Annotated in this window: 11 protein-coding genes and 1 pseudogene; 7 read left to right on the plus strand and 5 right to left on the minus strand. The window is 70.7% G+C overall.

The window, feature by feature from the left end; all coding sequences use genetic code 11:
* The 4 genes from AB0J12_RS17840 to AB0J12_RS17855 form a co-directional block, all read left to right on the plus strand.
* The coding region (locus AB0J12_RS17840) for a VWA domain-containing protein (RefSeq protein ID WP_363265234.1) at positions 1 to 814 on the plus strand (814 nt) is incomplete at its 5' end.
* 86 nt (positions 815 to 900) lie between these two features.
* The gene (gene metG, locus AB0J12_RS17845) at positions 901 to 2,517 is read left to right on the plus strand and encodes a methionine--tRNA ligase (protein WP_363265235.1); all 1,617 of its coding nucleotides are present in this window, start codon (positions 901 to 903) and stop codon (positions 2,515 to 2,517) included.
* A gap of 146 nt (positions 2,518 to 2,663) precedes the next feature.
* Positions 2,664 to 3,353 carry a hypothetical protein gene (locus AB0J12_RS17850; RefSeq protein ID WP_363265236.1) on the plus strand — a complete coding sequence of 230 codons (690 nt, stop codon included), beginning with the start codon at positions 2,664 to 2,666 and terminating at the stop codon, positions 3,351 to 3,353.
* Positions 3,354 to 3,400: 47 nt separating this feature from the next.
* Complete coding sequence (locus AB0J12_RS17855; protein WP_363265237.1) at positions 3,401 to 3,766, plus strand: PH domain-containing protein; 366 nt, start codon at positions 3,401 to 3,403, stop codon at positions 3,764 to 3,766.
* A 57-nt stretch (positions 3,767 to 3,823) separates the two neighbouring features.
* Here AB0J12_RS17855 and aspS read toward each other — a convergent pair whose 3' ends face one another.
* Positions 3,824 to 5,587: an aspartate--tRNA ligase gene (gene aspS, locus AB0J12_RS17860; RefSeq protein ID WP_363265238.1), complete on the minus strand. Its 1,764-nt coding sequence runs from the start codon at positions 5,585 to 5,587 to the stop codon at positions 3,824 to 3,826.
* A gap of 185 nt (positions 5,588 to 5,772) precedes the next feature.
* On the opposite strand from aspS, the gene AB0J12_RS17865 reads away from it, so the two are divergent.
* Positions 5,773 to 7,983 carry a SpoIIE family protein phosphatase gene (locus tag AB0J12_RS17865; protein ID WP_363265239.1) on the plus strand — a complete coding sequence of 737 codons (2,211 nt, stop codon included), beginning with the start codon at positions 5,773 to 5,775 and terminating at the stop codon, positions 7,981 to 7,983.
* Between the two features lie 75 nt (positions 7,984 to 8,058).
* Here AB0J12_RS17865 and AB0J12_RS17870 read toward each other — a convergent pair.
* From AB0J12_RS17870 to AB0J12_RS17885, 4 genes and pseudogenes are all read right to left on the minus strand, one after another.
* Positions 8,059 to 8,541, minus strand: a pseudogene (locus AB0J12_RS17870) (MFS transporter); the annotation flags it as partial.
* Between the two features lie 277 nt (positions 8,542 to 8,818).
* Positions 8,819 to 9,862: an AI-2E family transporter gene (locus AB0J12_RS17875; protein WP_363265240.1), complete on the minus strand. Its 1,044-nt coding sequence runs from the start codon at positions 9,860 to 9,862 to the stop codon at positions 8,819 to 8,821.
* A gap of 96 nt (positions 9,863 to 9,958) precedes the next feature.
* On the minus strand, positions 9,959 to 10,936 hold the full coding sequence (locus AB0J12_RS17880) for a pirin family protein (RefSeq protein ID WP_363265241.1): 978 nt from the start codon (positions 10,934 to 10,936) through the stop codon (positions 9,959 to 9,961).
* A gap of 231 nt (positions 10,937 to 11,167) precedes the next feature.
* A complete protein-coding gene (locus AB0J12_RS17885) occupies positions 11,168 to 11,629 on the minus strand; it encodes an SseB family protein (protein WP_363265242.1) in 462 nt (153 codons plus the stop codon).
* A 161-nt stretch (positions 11,630 to 11,790) separates the two neighbouring features.
* Here AB0J12_RS17885 and AB0J12_RS17890 point away from each other — a divergent pair, with 161 nt between their 5' ends.
* Entirely contained in the window at positions 11,791 to 13,617 is a 1,827-nt protein-coding gene (locus tag AB0J12_RS17890) for an acyl-CoA dehydrogenase (protein ID WP_363265409.1), read from the plus strand.
* Positions 13,618 to 13,737: 120 nt separating this feature from the next.
* On the plus strand, positions 13,738 to 15,051 hold the full coding sequence (locus tag AB0J12_RS17895; protein ID WP_363265243.1) for a M18 family aminopeptidase: 1,314 nt from the start codon (positions 13,738 to 13,740) through the stop codon (positions 15,049 to 15,051).
* The last annotated feature ends 22 nt before the right edge of the window (positions 15,052 to 15,073 follow it).

Below are 15,073 nucleotides of genomic sequence, written 5' to 3' on the forward strand. Positions count from 1 at the left end.
GACCGAGGCCCCGCAGGAACCCGCCGAGGCCGACAAGCCGACCGAGGCCCCGCAGGAACCCGCCGAGGCCGACAAGCCGACCGAGGCCCCGCAGGAACCCGCCGAGGCCGACAAGCCGACCGAGGCCCCGCAGGTACCCGCTCCGCAGGAACCCGCCACCCCCCTCACCCACGTCAAGGCCACCGCCCCCGCCCTGACCACCGCCTACAAGGCGGCCACCGCCGCCCTCAAGAAGCACGACCTCACCGGCACCCGCGCCAAGGTCTACCTCGTCCTCGACCGCTCCGCGAGCATGCGCCCGTACTACAAGGACGGCTCCGCCCAGGCACTCGCCGAGCAGACCCTCGCCCTCGCCGCGCACCTCGACCCCGAGGCCACGCTCCCGGTCGTCTTCTTCTCCACGGAGGTGGACGGCACCGGCGAGCTCACCCTCACCGACCACGAGAACAAGATCGACGAGCTGCACGCCGCCCTCGGCCGCATGGGCCGCACCAGCTACCACGCCGCGGTCCAGCAGGTGATCGACCTGCACCAGAAGTCGCAGGACCCCACCGCCCCCGCCCTCGTCGTCTTCCAGACCGACGGCGCCCCGGACGCGAAGACCCCCGCCACCCAGTCCCTCACGGACGCGGCGCAGAAGCACCCCACCCTCTTCTTCTCCTTCGTCGCCTTCGGTGAGCACGACAACAAGGCGTTCGACTACCTCCGCAAGCTGAAGACGGACAACACGTCCTTCTTCCACGCCGGCCCCACCCCCCGCGAGCTCACCGACAAGGAGCTCTACGAGGGCGTACTGGCCACCTGGCGCCCGTAGCACGGCCCGGGGTGGGCGGGGCCGGCCCCGTCCACCCCCCGAAACGCATGTGAGTCGATCTTCACGCGACCAGTAGGATTTCGACCATGGCGGCCACTGGATCCGAGAAGCAGGCGGGGAAGGCGTACTACGTCTCCACGCCCATCTACTACGTCAACGACGCTCCTCACCTGGGCCACGCCTACACGACCGTTGCAGGGGACGTGCTCACGCGCTGGCACCGTCAGCGCGGCGAGAAGGTGTGGTACCTCACCGGCACGGACGAGCACGGTCAGAAGATCATGCGCACGGCCGAGGCGAACGGGGTGACGCCCCAGCAGTGGGCGGACAAGCTCGTCACCGAGGCCTGGGAGCCTCTCTGGGAGCACCTGGAGATCGCGAACGACGACTTCATCCGCACCACGCAGAAGCGGCACACCGACCGCGTCCAGGAGTTCGTGCAGGACCTGTACGACAAGGGCGAGATCTACAAGGGCGGCTACGAGGGCCCGTACTGCGTCGGCTGCGAGGAGTACAAGCTCCCCGGTGAGCTGCTCGACGGCGAGGGCGAGTACGCCGGTCAGAAGCTCTGCCCGATCCACAAGAAGCCGGTGGAGATCCTCAGCGAGGAGAACTACTTCTTCAAGCTGAGCGAGTACACCGACAAGCTCCTCGCCCACTACGAGGCGAACCCCGGCTTCATCCAGCCGGAGTCCGCGCGCAACGAGGTGCTGAACTTCGTCCGCCAGGGCCTGCAGGACCTGTCGATCTCCCGCTCGACGTTCGACTGGGGCATCCCGATCCCGTGGGACGCCAAGCACGTCATCTACGTGTGGGTCGACGCGCTGCTGAACTACGCGACGGCGGTCGGCTACAACGAGAACCCGGAGAAGTTCGAGGCGACCTTCCCGGCCGACGTGCACCTCGTCGGCAAGGACATCCTCCGCTTCCACGCGGTGATCTGGCCGGCCATGCTGATGGCACAGGGCCTTCCGCTGCCGAAGAAGATCGCCGCGAACGGCTGGCTGATGGTCGGCGGCGAGAAGATGTCGAAGTCGAACCTGACCGGCATCAAGCCCCAGGACCTCACCTCGCACTTCGGCGTGGACGCCTACCGCTGGTACTTCCTGCGCGCGATCGCCTTCGGCCAGGACGGCTCGTTCTCCTGGGAGGACTTCTCCGCCCGGTACACCTCCGAGCTGGCCAACGACTACGGCAACCTCGCCTCCCGTGTGGCGGCCATGGTCGGCAAGTACTTCGGCGGCACGCTGCCCGGGTCCACGGCCGACGCCGACGCCGAGAAGGCGATCCACGACGGCCTCGCCAAGGCGGTGGCCGAGGCCGACCGCAAGATCGGCGAGGAGCTGGACTTCCAGGGCGGCATCCTGGCGATCTTCGACTTCGTCAAGCAGGTCAACGGCTACATCACCGAGCAGGAGCCCTGGAAGGTCGCCAAGGACGACTCCGAGGAGGGCAAGGCCCGCCTCGCGACCATCCTCTACACGGCCGCCGAGGCGCTGCGCGCGGTCGCCGTCCTGCTGAACCCGGTCATGCCGGAGACCTCCCAGAAGCTGTGGGACTCCCTCGGCGCGGAGCCTGTCCTGGGCGCCCTGGCCGAGCAGCGGGTGCAGGAGGCCGGCGACTGGGGCCGCCTGCCCGCCGGCGTCACGGTCACCAAGGGCGCGGTCCTCTTCCCGCGCCTGGAGGAGAAGCCCACCGCCTGATGCCCACCGCCTGATCACAGGCACCGGTACCGCCCCCGAGGAGCCCCGCTCCCGGGGGCGGTCGCGGTCCGCCCCCGGCGCACCCGGCACCGTACCGGCGCGCCCGGCTCCGCCCCGGCGCCGGCGTCTGACAGCATGAGACCTTCGTGAACCTCTCCGCACCCCACCACCGCCTCCTCGCGGACGTCGTCACCACCGGCACCCCGCACGGGCTGGTCCTGGCCGGCGGGTACGCCCTTCAGGCACACGGTCTGCTGACCCGCCCGCACGCCAACGTCGACCTCGCGACGGACAGCCCCGACCCGATGGACCGGATCGCGGGCGACGTCCGCACGGCCCTTCAGGCCCGTGGCCGCCAGGTGCGGGCCGTATCCGTGACGCCGCTGTCGGCGCAGCTCACCGTCACCGACCCGGTGACGGGCGAGGAGTGCGCCCTGGCCCTGCACAAAGAGGCGTTCCGGCATCCGCCCGTGCTCACCGAGGCCGGTCCCGCCCTGTCCCTGGAGGACTCGGTCGGCACCAAGATCCGGGCCCTGTACGACCGGGGCGCCGCGGTCGACCTGATCGACGCCCGGGCCGCCGCCGCCCGCTTCGGCTTCCCCGACCTGGAGGAACTGGGCCGCCGCCACGCCCACGACCCCTTCGACCTGCCCACCCTGCAGTCCCGCCTGACCGGCACCGACTGGTATCCGGACGGCGCCTTCACGGCGTACGGACTGCCGGTGGAGGAGATCGCCGCGCTGCGCGCCTGGGCCCAGCACTGGTCCGACGACATCGCCGAACGCCTCCTGGAGGACGGCGCCTCACCCGATGACGCCGAGGGCGCGGACGGCTAGATTGCGGGAGATCACCGACGGCGATCACCTACGTATGGGGGGACCACATGGCACTGTTCGGCAACGCGCACACCATCGACTCGGGCGACGCCCAGCGGGACTACGCCCGGCTGCTGGGCCAGGGCGAGCAGGTGCACGCCGCGTATCTGCTGATCCGCGACACCATCCTGTTCACCGACCGGCGGCTGATCCTGGTCGACAAGCAGGGCATCACCGGCAAGAAGGTGGAGTACCACTCCGTCCCCTACCGCAGCATCACGCACTTCTCGGTGGAGACCGCCGGCCACCTGGACCTGGACGCCGAGCTGAAGATCTGGGTCTCCGGCACGGCCGCCCCGATCGAGAAGACGTTCACCAAGGGCGTCGACATCTACGAGGTCCAGGCGATCCTCACGCAGTTCGTCGCCAGGTGACAGCAAAGGCGCCCGGGACCTCGAGGTCCCGGGCGCCTTCGTCCGTGCCTGGGCCGCTTACTTCGGCTGCGGCTTGTTCACCGTCAGGTGCAGCTCCTTCAGGCGGGCCGCCTCCAGCTCGGTCGGGGCGCCCATCATCAGGTCCTGGGCGTTGCCGTTGAGCGGGAAGGCGATGGTCTCGCGGATGTTCGGCTCGTCCGCGAGCAACATGACGATGCGGTCGACGCCGGGGGCGATGCCGCCGTGCGGCGGGGCACCGAAGCGGAACGCGCGGAGCATGCCCGCGAACTCGCGCTCGGTGACCTCACGGTCGTAGCCGGCGATCTCGAACGCCTTGAGCATGATCTCCGGCTCGTGGTTGCGGATCGCGCCGGAGGACAGCTCGACGCCGTTGCACACGATGTCGTACTGCCAGGCCAGGATGTCCAGGGGGTCCTGGTTCTCCAGGGCGTCCATGCCGCCCTGCGGCATCGAGAACGGGTTGTGCGAGAAGTCGATTTTGCCGGTCTCCTCGTCCTTCTCGAACATCGGGAAGTCGACGATCCAGCAGAAGCGGAAGACGTTCTCCTCGAACTGGCCGGCACGCTTGGCGGCCTCGACGCGGACCGCGCCCATGATCTTGGAGACCTCGTCGAACTCGCCCGCGCCGAAGAAGACGGCGTGACCGGCCTCCAGGCCGAGGCGCTCGGTGAGGACCTTGACGTTCTCCTCGGTGAGGAACTTCGCGATCGGGCCGGACAGCTGGCCCTCCTCGCCGACGCGGACCCAGGCCAGGCCCTTGGCGCCCTGGGAGACCGCGTAGTCGCCGAGCTGGTCGAAGAACTTGCGCGGCTGGTCCTGGACCGCCGGGACGGGCAGCGCGCGCACGTGCTTGCCGGCGAACGCCTTGAACTCGCTGTTCTCGAAGACGTCCGTGAGGTCGACCAGCTCCAGCTTGGCGCGCAGGTCGGGCTTGTCGGAGCCGTACTTCAGCATCGCCTCGCGGAACGGGATCCGCGGGAACGGCGAGGTGACGTGGCGGCCGCCGCCGAACTCCTCGAAGAGGTCGGTCATCAGCTTCTCGATCGGCTGGAACACGTCCTCCTGCTCGACGAAACTCATCTCGACGTCGAGCTGGTAGAACTCGCCCGGCGAGCGGTCGGCGCGGGCGTCCTCGTCGCGGAAGCAGGGCGCGATCTGGAAGTAGCGGTCGAAGCCGGAGATCATCAGCAGCTGCTTGAACTGCTGCGGGGCCTGCGGCAGGGCGTAGAACTTGCCGGGGTGCAGACGGGAGGGGACCACGAAGTCACGGGCGCCCTCGGGGGAGGTGGCCGTGAGGATCGGGGTGGCCATCTCGTTGAAGCCCATCGCCGCCATCTTGTGGCGGATCGCGGAGATCACAGCCGTACGCAGCATGATGTTGCGGTGCATGCGCTCGCGGCGCAGGTCGAGGAAGCGGTACTCCAGGCGCCGCTCCTCGTTGACCCCGTCCTCGGCGTTGATGGTGAAGGGCAGGGGCTGGGCGGCGCCGAGCAGCTCGACCTCGGCGACCTCCACCTCGACCTCACCGGTGGGCAGGTCGGGGTTCACGTTCTCGGTTCCACGTGAAACAACGCGGCCGTCGACGCGGACCGTGGACTCCTTGGAGATGGAGTCCAGGGCCTCGTAGGCGGGGGTGCCGGGGCGGGCGACCAGCTGCGTGATGCCGTAGTGGTCGCGCAGATCGATGAAGAGGATGCCGCCCAGGTCGCGCCGATTGTGCAGCCAGCCACTCAGCCGGACGTCGGTGCCGACGTCAGTGGCGCGGAGCTCGCCGCAGGTGTGGGACCTGTACCGATGCATCGTCGTTCATCCAGTCTTCGCTGATCGGGTATCTCCGGGGCCCGGTGCCCGGACTTTTCAAGGGTACCGGCCGCCCCGCGATCGCCTCCCCACCATGACCGCGCGGGCCGCCGCGGGGGGCTCCGGGGCGCCGCCGGGCCGCCCTTCGGTGGCAGCATACGAACAGACCTTCTTAAAGTGGGGCAATGCGCACTGGTGAGCCCTTGCCCGCCGTGGAGGAGATCCTCGCCGCCCTCGCGACCGGCCTGTGGCACTGGGACACCGCAGCCGGGCAGGTCACCGTGGACGCGGAGGCGGCGCGGCTGCTCGGGCTGCCCGCCGAGCCGGCCGTGCTCACCGAGGCCCAGGTACGCGCCCGGCTGCACCCGGTCGACTGGAACGAGATCACCGGCGTGATCCAGCTGGCGGTCGCCGAGGGCACCCTCGCCGAGGTACGCATCCGGATCATGGACGAGACCGGCCGCGTCCTGCGCGTGGTGCGCTCCCGCTCCAAACCGGCCTTCGACCCGCAGAAGAAGGCGTACGAGCTGATCGGCACCCTCCAGGAGGTCACCGAGCCGGCGCCGGGCACCCCGGCTGGCCGCAGCGCGGTGACCGGCGACTGGCGGCGCTCGAGGGAGGCGTTCCTGCTGGACGCGGGCCGCGCGCTGGCCGAGGCCCGCTCCACGGCGGAGGTGCTGCGGGTGGCGGCGGGCCTGTCGATGCCCGGGTTCTCGCCGGACGGGCTCGCGGTGTTCGGCGCGGAGGGCGACCGGCTGACCATCATCGGCCACCACGGGCAGCAGCCCGGCGACGAGGGACCCTTCGCCCAGATGGCGCTCGGGACGGACTATCCGGCCGCCGAGGTGGTGCGCACCGGCCGCGCGGTCTACCTGTCCACGCCGGAGGAGTACAAGGCCCGCTACCCGCTGACCTGGCCGCTCGCCCAGCGCTTCAACCGCCGGTCGTGGGCGTTCCTGCCGCTGACGGTCGGCGGACGCACCATGGGCGCCTGGATGGCCGCGTTCACCTACCCGGTCGCCTTCACGCCCGACGAGCGGTCCGTGCTGACGACGGTGGCGCGGATGCTCGCCCAGGCCCTGTCCCGGGCCGGCGCGGCCGAGACCGAACGGGAGCTGACCGACGGGCTGCAGCGCTCGATGCTGCCGGTGCTGGGTCCGAAGATCCCCGGCATGAGCATCGCCGCCCGGTACGTGCCGACCGGCGGCGGTCTTCAGGTCGGCGGCGACTGGTACGACATGATCCCGCTGCCGGGCGACCGGTTCGCCCTGGTCATCGGCGACGTCCAGGGCCACGACGTGCGCGCGGCCGGGCTGATGGGCCAGCTGCGCACGGCCCTGCGCGCCTACGCCGCCGAGGGCCACCGGCCCGACGCGGTCCTCTCCCGCGCCTCCCGCTTCTTCCACGGCATCACCCACACCGACGACCCCGGCGAGCTGCGCTTCGCGACCTGTCTGTACGTCGAGGTCGATCCGGCGTCCGGGGTCGTGCTCTCCGCGCGGGCCGGGCATCTGGACCCGGCGGTCCGCATGCCCGACGGGACGGTGCTGCACCGGCCCACGGCCGGCGGTCTCCCTCTCGGCATCGACCCGGACAGCGACTACCCGACCACCCGGCTCACCCTGATGCCCGGCGAGACGCTGCTGCTGTGCACCGACGGCCTGATCGAGACCGGCGGCCACGACCTGGACTCCGGCTGGGCCCGGGTCCGCACGATCATGGAGTCCCACGAGGGCAACCTCGACGCCCTCGCCGACGCCCTGGTCCAGGCCGTGCACGGCCCTTCCTCGCACCACACCACCGGCCCGCTCACCGACCGCCGCGAGGACGACATCGCCCTGGTGCTGCTCAGCCGACACCCGGCCGGTGAAGACGGCTCCGGCGCCGTGCGCGCGCCGGTGCGGCGCTCGGTGCTGACCGTCGCGCAGGCCGAGCCGGAGCGGGTCGCCACGGCCCGGCAGCAGCTGCGCGAGCTGCTGCACGACTGGCCCTCCCCGGACCAGGTCGACTCCGCCGTCCTGCTGGTCTCCGAGATGCTCACCAACGTCCTCGTGCACACCGACGCCGACGCGCTGCTCGTCGCCGAGGTCGGCGGCGCACCGGGTGAGCGCCGCATCCGGGTGGAGGTCACCGACACCAGCGACGACCTGCCCCACCGGCGCCGGCCCGGCGAGCTGGCGTCCTCCGGGCGCGGCCTGGTCCTGATGGAGCTGCTCGCCGACAACTGGGGCGTGGCACCGCGCGGGGAGGGCAAGAGCATCTGGTGCGAGCTGGGCGAGAAGAGCGGGAACGGCTTCGCGCGGGGCGAGAGAAGCGGGGACGGCTTCGGTCGGGCCGAGGGGAGCGGGGACGGCGAGCTGAGCCTCGACGAACACCTCGAGGACCTGGAGAGCTGACCGACCGACCACCTCGACGGCCTGGTGAACCGGACGTACCTGCGCTGGACGCTGGACGTACCGACCTGGACGTGCCTACTGGGCGCGCTGCCCCGGCGACGGCCGCTGCCCGGTACCGGTCTCGCTCCGCCGCTGCTCCGGGTCGCTCTCGCGGCCGGCGCGGCCGCCCGGGTGGCGCAGGGCGCACAGGTAGCCGATGCCGAGGGCGATCGCCATGCCGTAGAACACCCACTGGTTGGCCTCGGCGAAGTCCCGGCGGATCGCGGACATCGCGGTGCGCACGGTCGTGGCGAGCGGGCCGTCGCCGGTGGGGGTGGTGGCGTCCGGGTTGCCGGTGACCGCCTCGGCCACGTTCCCGGCGGCCGAGCGCGCCGCGTCCGGTGGCAGTCCGCGCCCGCGCAGGGTGTCGGTGACGTGCTCGGTCATCGTGTGGGTCAGCAGGGTGCCGTAGAGGGCCAGGCCGATGCTCGCGGCGAAGTTGCGCACGGTCAGGGTGACGCCGGTGACCTCGCCGTAGGACGCGCCGATCGCGCGGTTGACGGCATCCGTCGAGGCCGGCTCGGAGACGATCTCGGGGGCGGCGATCGACACGATCGTCTGGTCGATGAAGGTCATCGCCACGGCACACATCATGGCCGCGAGCGCCGGCGGCTGAGAGGTGGCACGTGCGGCGCCGACCGTGCCCTCACGTCGTCTCGTGTGCGTTCGCTCACCCGATCAGTCTGCGTCGCGGCACCACCGGTCGCATACGCACATCGACGCCCGCGGGCCGCACAAGCACCCCCGCCCCCATCGGCCGCGCGGGCACCCACGCCTCCCTCGGCTCAGTACGGCCTCACGGCACCTCCGACGCCTCGGCGCCGCGTTCCCGCAGTTCCTGCAGGACGCCGAAGGCGGCCGCGGTGAGCGGTACGGCGAGCAGCATGCCGAGGATGCCGGCCACGGAGGCGCCCGCGGTGATCGCGAGCATGACGATCGCGGGGTGCATCTGCACGGTCCTGCTCTGGATCGCCGGTTGCAGCACATGCCCCTCCAGCACCTGCACGGCGAGCACCACCCCGAAGGTCCACAGCGCGATGACGAACCCGCGGTCGGCGAGCGCGACCAGCACGGCGACGGCGCCGGAGATGAAGGCGCCGAGGTAGGGGATGTACGCCCCGACGAACACCAGCGCACCGAGGCCGACGGCGCCGGGCACGCGCAGGATCAGCAGGCCGACCGTGATGCACAGGGCGTCGATCAGGGCGATGAATGTGGTGCCGCGCATGAAGCCCTCGACGGCGTGGTAGGCCCGCCGGGCCACCGCCTCCAGGGTGTCGGCGCTCCCGCGCGGGGCCAGTGCCCGCACGGTGTCGGCGGCCTTGTCGGAGTCGCGCAGGAAGAAGAAGACGAGCAGCAGGGCGAGGACGGCCATGGCGATGCTCTCGCCGACCACGCTGACCCCGCTGATGACGTTGTGCGCGGCGGTCCCGCCGAACTTGCCCAGCAGCTGACGGCCGTTGGAGGCGAGGTCGTCCAGCGAGGTGCCGGCCGCCCCGAAGTGGTCGGCGACGCCCTGGGCGGCCTCCTTGAGGGAGGAGACGATCTGGTCGCCGGTGTCGATCAGCGCGGCCACCACGATGTACACCGCGCCGCCGACCACGGCGACGACGGCGACACAGGTCAGCCCGGCGGCCAGCGACCGGTTGACGTGCGCCTGCACCAGCCGCCGGTGCAGGGGCCCGAGCAGCGCGGTGCCCAGCAGGGCCAGCAGCACCGGCGTCACCGCCGTCCGCAGCTCGGAGCACAGCCGTACGCCGACCCAGCCGACGCCCGCGACGAGCAGGGCGAGCGCGCACCACGCGGCGAGGCGGCGGGCGGAGTCGGGGAGCAGGTGCACGCCTACAGCGCACCACGCGCCGGGCGGGCTGTCCCGTCGGGACGGCCCGCCCGGGTGAGGGGGCGTCAGAGCCTCAGGGCCCCGGCTTACGGGGCGTCAGGCCTGCGGGCCTTCCTCCGTCATGCCGTGCACGGCCGGGACGGTGCCCAGGCGGCCCTTCTGGAAGTCCTCGAAGGCCTGCATGAGTTCGTCCTTGGTGTTCATCACGAACGGACCGTAGTGGGCCATGGGTTCGCGGATCGGCTGCCCGCCGAGCAGCACGACCTCCAGGTCCGGCGTGTGCCCGTCCTGCTTCTCGTCCGCGCGGACGGTGAGCGAGGACCCGGCGCCGAAGACGGCGGTCTGCCCCATGTGGATCGGCCGCCGCTCGGCGCCCACGCTGCCGCGTCCTGCCAGGACGTAGGCCAGGCCGTTGAAGTCCTGCCGCCACGGCAGGGTGACCTCGGCGCCCGGCGCGAGCGTGGCGTGGACCATCGTGATCGGCGTGTGCGTGATACCGGGACCGGCGTGCCCGTCCAGCTCACCGGCGATGACACGCAGCAGCGCGCCGCCGTCGGGTGAGGTGAGCAGCTGGACGGAGCCCGCGCGGATGTCCTGGTAGCGCGGCGCCATCATCTTGTCCTTGGCCGGGAGGTTCACCCACAGCTGCAGGCCGTGGAAGAGGCCGCCCGAGACGACCAGCTGCTCCGGGGGCGCCTCGATGTGCAGCAGGCCGGAGCCGGCCGTCATCCACTGCGTGTCGCCGTTGGTGATGGTGCCTCCGCCGCCTTGGGAGTCCTGGTGGTCGAAGATGCCGTCGATGATGTAGGTGACGGTCTCGAAGCCACGGTGGGGGTGCCAGGGGGTGCCCTTCGGCTCGCCCGGCGCGTACTCCACCTCGCCCATCTGGTCCATCATGATGAACGGGTCGAGGTGGCGGTAGTTGATCCCGGCGAACGCACGGCGCACCGGGAAGCCCTCGCCCTCGAAGCCGCTCGGCGCGGTGGTGACCGCGAGCACGGGCCGCGCCACGGCGTCGGCGTCGGCGGTCACGCGGGGGAGCATCAGCGGGTTCTCGACGGTCACTGCAGGCATGGTCGGTACCTCCTTGGTACGCCCAGTTTAGTTGAGCGTTGAACTTCCTGCCACCCGGAACCAAAAAAGTCCGGGCATCATTCCCGGACTACGCATCCACGCTCGGTACAGCTCATCCCGACCTTCCCCCGAAGCGGGGCAGCACGGCGGCGCCGATCACCCGGAAGCGACGGCGCGGTGTTGTTCGAGGTCACGCGGGCACGGTTCGGCGACCACCCGCCGGCGGCGCCGTCAGCCGTACATGCGGCGCATCGCGAAGTCGACCATCTGTTCGACCGCCTTCGCGTCGAAGACCATGCGGTGCTCGCCCTCCATGTCCAGGACGAAGCCGTAGCCGGTCGGCAGCAGGTCGATCACCTCGGCGCCGGTGATCACGAAGTACTTGGACTCCTTGCCGGCGTAGCGGCGCAGCTCCTTGAGCGAGGTGAACATCGGGATCACCGGCTGCTGGGTGTTGTGCAGCGCCAGGAAGCCCGGGGTGTCACCGCGCGGGCAGTACACCTTCGACGTGGCGAAGATCTGCTGGAAGTCCTCCGGCGACATCTGCCCGGTGGTGAAGGCGCGCACGGCGTCGGCGAGGGACGGCGGCGACGGCTCGGGGTACAGCGGCGGCTGCTGGCCGTATCCGCCCGCCATCGGCTGCTGCGGCGGGGCGTACTGCTGCTGGGCGCCGTTCTGGTCGTAGCCGTACATGACCGTAAGCGTACTGACACCACGGCGAGGGGTGGGTCACAGATACCCGGATCGGGGTTGCGAGATATTACCGACGGGTAGCATCATCGGAGCTACTTGCTGGTACGTGTAAAGGCGCGAGGAGTCCAGTGCCTCGCCGAATCCTCAACGGAGCCGTCGCCATGGGGCACTACAAGTCGAATCTCCGAGACATCGAGTTCAACCTCTTCGAAGTACTGGGGCGCGACAAGGTGTACGGCACCGGCCCGTTCGAGGAGATGGACCTCGACACCGCCAAGAGCGTCCTGGAGGAGCTGACCCGCCTCTCCGAGAACGAGCTGGCCGCGTCCTTCGCCGACGCCGACCGCAACCCGCCGGTCTTCGACCCGGAGACCAACACCGCGCCCGTCCCCGAGTCCTTCAAGAACAGCTACCAGGCGTTCATGGACTCCGAGTACTGGCGGCTCGGCCTGCCCGAGGAGATCGGCGGCACCACCTCGCCGCGCTCCCTGATCTGGGCCTACGCCGAGCTGATCCTGGGCGCCAACCCGGCCGTGTGGATGTACTCCTCGGGCCCCGCGTTCGCCGGCATCCTCTTCGAGGAGGGCAACGAGGTCCAGAAGCACATCGCCAAGATCGCGGTCGAGAAGCAGTGGGGCTCCACCATGGTCCTCACCGAGCCGGACGCCGGCTCGGACGTGGGCGCCGGCCGCACCAAGGCCGTGCAGCAGGAGGACGGCTCCTGGCACATCGAGGGCGTGAAGCGCTTCATCACCTCCGGTGAGCACGACATGTCGGAGAACATCCTCCACTACGTGCTCGCGCGTCCCGAGGGTGCCGGCCCCGGCACCAAGGGCCTGTCCCTCTTCCTCGTCCCGAAGTACCTCTTCGACTTCGAGACCGGCGAGCTGGGCGAGCGCAACGGCGTCTACGCCACCAACGTCGAGCACAAGATGGGCCTGAAGGCCTCCAACACGTGCGAGATGACCTTCGGCGACCAGCACCCCGCCAAGGGCTGGCTGATCGGCGACAAGCACGACGGCATCCGCCAGATGTTCCGCATCATCGAGTTCGCCCGCATGATGGTCGGCACGAAGGCGATCTCCACGCTGTCCACCGGCTACCTCAATGCGCTGGAGTACGCCAAGGAGCGCGTCCAGGGTCCGGACCTGGCCAACTTCATGGACAAGACGGCGCCCAAGGTCACCATCACCCACCACCCCGACGTGCGCCGCTCGCTGATCACGCAGAAGGCGTACGCGGAGGGCATGCGCGCCCTGGTGCTGTACACCGCCTCGATCCAGGACGCGATCCAGATCAAGGAGGCGAACGGCGAGGACGCCTCCGCGGAGATCGCGCTGAACGACCTGCTCCTGCCGATCGTCAAGGGCTACGGCTCCGAGAAGGGCTACGAGCAGCTGGCCCAGTCGCTGCAGACCTTCGGCGGCTCCGGCTTCCTGCAGGAGTACCCGATCGAGCAGTACATCCGGGACTCCAAGATCGACACCCTCTACGAGGGCACCACCGCGATCCAGGGCCAGGACTTCTTCTTCCGGAAGATCGTCCGCAACCAGGGCGCCGCGCTGAACTCCCTCGCCGAGGACATCAAGAAGTTCCTGGCGCTCGGCACCGGCGGCGAGGAGCTGGCCGGCGCCCGCGAGCACCTGGCCAAGGCCGCCGTGGAGCTGGAGGCGATCGTCGGCCTGATGCTGACCGACCTCGCCGCCACCGAGCAGGACACCAAGAACATCTACAAGGTGGGCCTGAACACCACCCGCCTGCTCATGGCCTCCGGTGACGTCGTCGTCGGCTACCTGCTGCTCAAGGGCGCCGCGATCGCCGCCGAGAAGCTGGCCACGGCCTCCGCGAAGGACAAGGCGTTCTACACCGGCAAGATCGCCGCGGCGAAGTTCTTCGCCGCCAACGTCCTGCCCGGCGTCACCTGCGCCCGCAAGGTCGCCGAGGGCGTCGACCTGGACCTGATGGAGCTGGACGAGGCCGCGTTCTAGGAACCGGCCGAGACCCGGCGGGGGCCCGCTCTCCCAGCGGGCTCCCCTCCACACAGTCCTCACGAGGGCCTGCTCCCGCTTGACCGGGAGCGGGCCCTCGTCCGTCGTTAAGGTGAACCCATGAGCGAACCCTCACGCCCGGCCGCCGCCTCCACACCTTTCGACCGCGGCCACACCGACGACCTGATGACCTTCCTCGCGGTGAGCCCGTCGCCGTACCACGCCGTGGCGAACGCCGCCGAGCGGCTGGAGAAGGCCGGTTTCCGCCAGGTCGACGAGACGGACGCCTGGGACGGGACGAGCGGCGGCAAGTACGTGACGCGCGGCGGTGCCATCGTCGCCTGGTACGTCCCCGAGGGCGCCGCACCCCACACGCCGTTCCGCATCGTCGGCGCGCACACCGACTCCCCCAACCTGCGTGTGAAGCCGCTGCCCGACGCCGGCGCGCACGGCTGGCGGCAGGTCGCGGTGGAGATCTACGGCGGTCCCCTGCTGAACTCCTGGCTCGACCGCGACCTGGGCCTGGCCGGCCGGCTCACCCTGCGCGACGGCACCACCCGCCTGGTGAACGTCGACCGCCCGCTGCTGCGCGTCCCGCAGCTCGCGATCCACCTCGACCGCTCGGTGGGCACCGAGGGCCTCAAGCTCGACAAGCAGCGGCACTCACAGCCGATCTGGGGCCTGGGCGACGACGTCCGCGAGGGCGACCTGATCTCCTTCCTGGAGCAGGAGGCCGGCCTGGCGGCCGGCTCGGTCACCGGCTGGGACCTGATGACCCACTCCGTGGAACCGCCCGCCTACCTGGGCCGCGACCGGGAGCTGGTGGCCGGCCCGCGCATGGACAACCTGCTGTCGGTGCACGCGGCCGTCGCGGCGCTCACCGCCGTCGCCGGACGCGACCTGCCCTACATCCCCGTCCTCGCCGCCTTCGACCACGAGGAGAACGGCTCGCAGTCCGACACCGGGGCCGACGGTCCGCTGCTCGGATCGGTGCTGGAGCGCTCGGTGTTCGCGCGCGGCGGGACCTACGAGGACCGGGCGCGCGCCTTCGCCGGCACCGTCTGCCTCTCCTCCGACACGGGCCACGCGGTGCACCCCAACTACGCCGAGCGCCACGACCCCACGCACCACCCGCGGGTCAACGGCGGCCCCCTCCTCAAGGTCAACGTCAACAACCGCTACGCCACGGACGGTTCGGGCCGCGCGGTGTTCGCCGCCGCCTGCGAGAAGGCCGACGTGCCCTTCCAGTCGTTCGTGTCCAACAACTCCATGCCGTGCGGCACCACCATCGGCCCCATCACCGCCGCCCGGCACGGCATCCGGACCGTCGACATCGGCGTGGCGATCCTCTCCATGCACAGCGCACGGGAGTTGTGCGGCGCCGACGACCCGTATCTGCTGGCCAACGCGCTGGTGGCGTTCCTGGAGAACTAGCCGGCCGCGCCGGAACGCCCGT

Origin of the sequence: Streptomyces sp. NPDC049915 (assembly GCF_040656475.1) — a bacterium.
In the GTDB taxonomy this organism is placed as follows: Bacteria; Actinomycetota; Actinomycetes; order Streptomycetales; family Streptomycetaceae; genus Streptomyces.

Excerpts from the sequence above, each read along its gene's own strand:
- AB0J12_RS17855 (WP_363265237.1), top strand. The coding sequence starts at position 3,401 with ATGGCACTGTTCGGCAACGCGCACACCATCGACTCGGGCGACGCCCAG.
- AB0J12_RS17890 (WP_363265409.1), top strand. The coding sequence starts at position 11,791 with ATGGGGCACTACAAGTCGAATCTCCGAGACATCGAGTTCAACCTCTTC.
- aspS (WP_363265238.1), bottom strand. The coding sequence starts at position 5,587 with ATGCATCGGTACAGGTCCCACACCTGCGGCGAGCTCCGCGCCACTGAC.
- AB0J12_RS17885 (WP_363265242.1), bottom strand. The coding sequence starts at position 11,629 with ATGTACGGCTACGACCAGAACGGCGCCCAGCAGCAGTACGCCCCGCCG.
- AB0J12_RS17880 (WP_363265241.1), bottom strand. The coding sequence starts at position 10,936 with ATGCCTGCAGTGACCGTCGAGAACCCGCTGATGCTCCCCCGCGTGACC.
- metG (WP_363265235.1), top strand. The coding sequence starts at position 901 with ATGGCGGCCACTGGATCCGAGAAGCAGGCGGGGAAGGCGTACTACGTC.
- AB0J12_RS17895 (WP_363265243.1), top strand. The coding sequence starts at position 13,738 with ATGAGCGAACCCTCACGCCCGGCCGCCGCCTCCACACCTTTCGACCGC.
- AB0J12_RS17865 (WP_363265239.1), top strand. The coding sequence starts at position 5,773 with ATGCGCACTGGTGAGCCCTTGCCCGCCGTGGAGGAGATCCTCGCCGCC.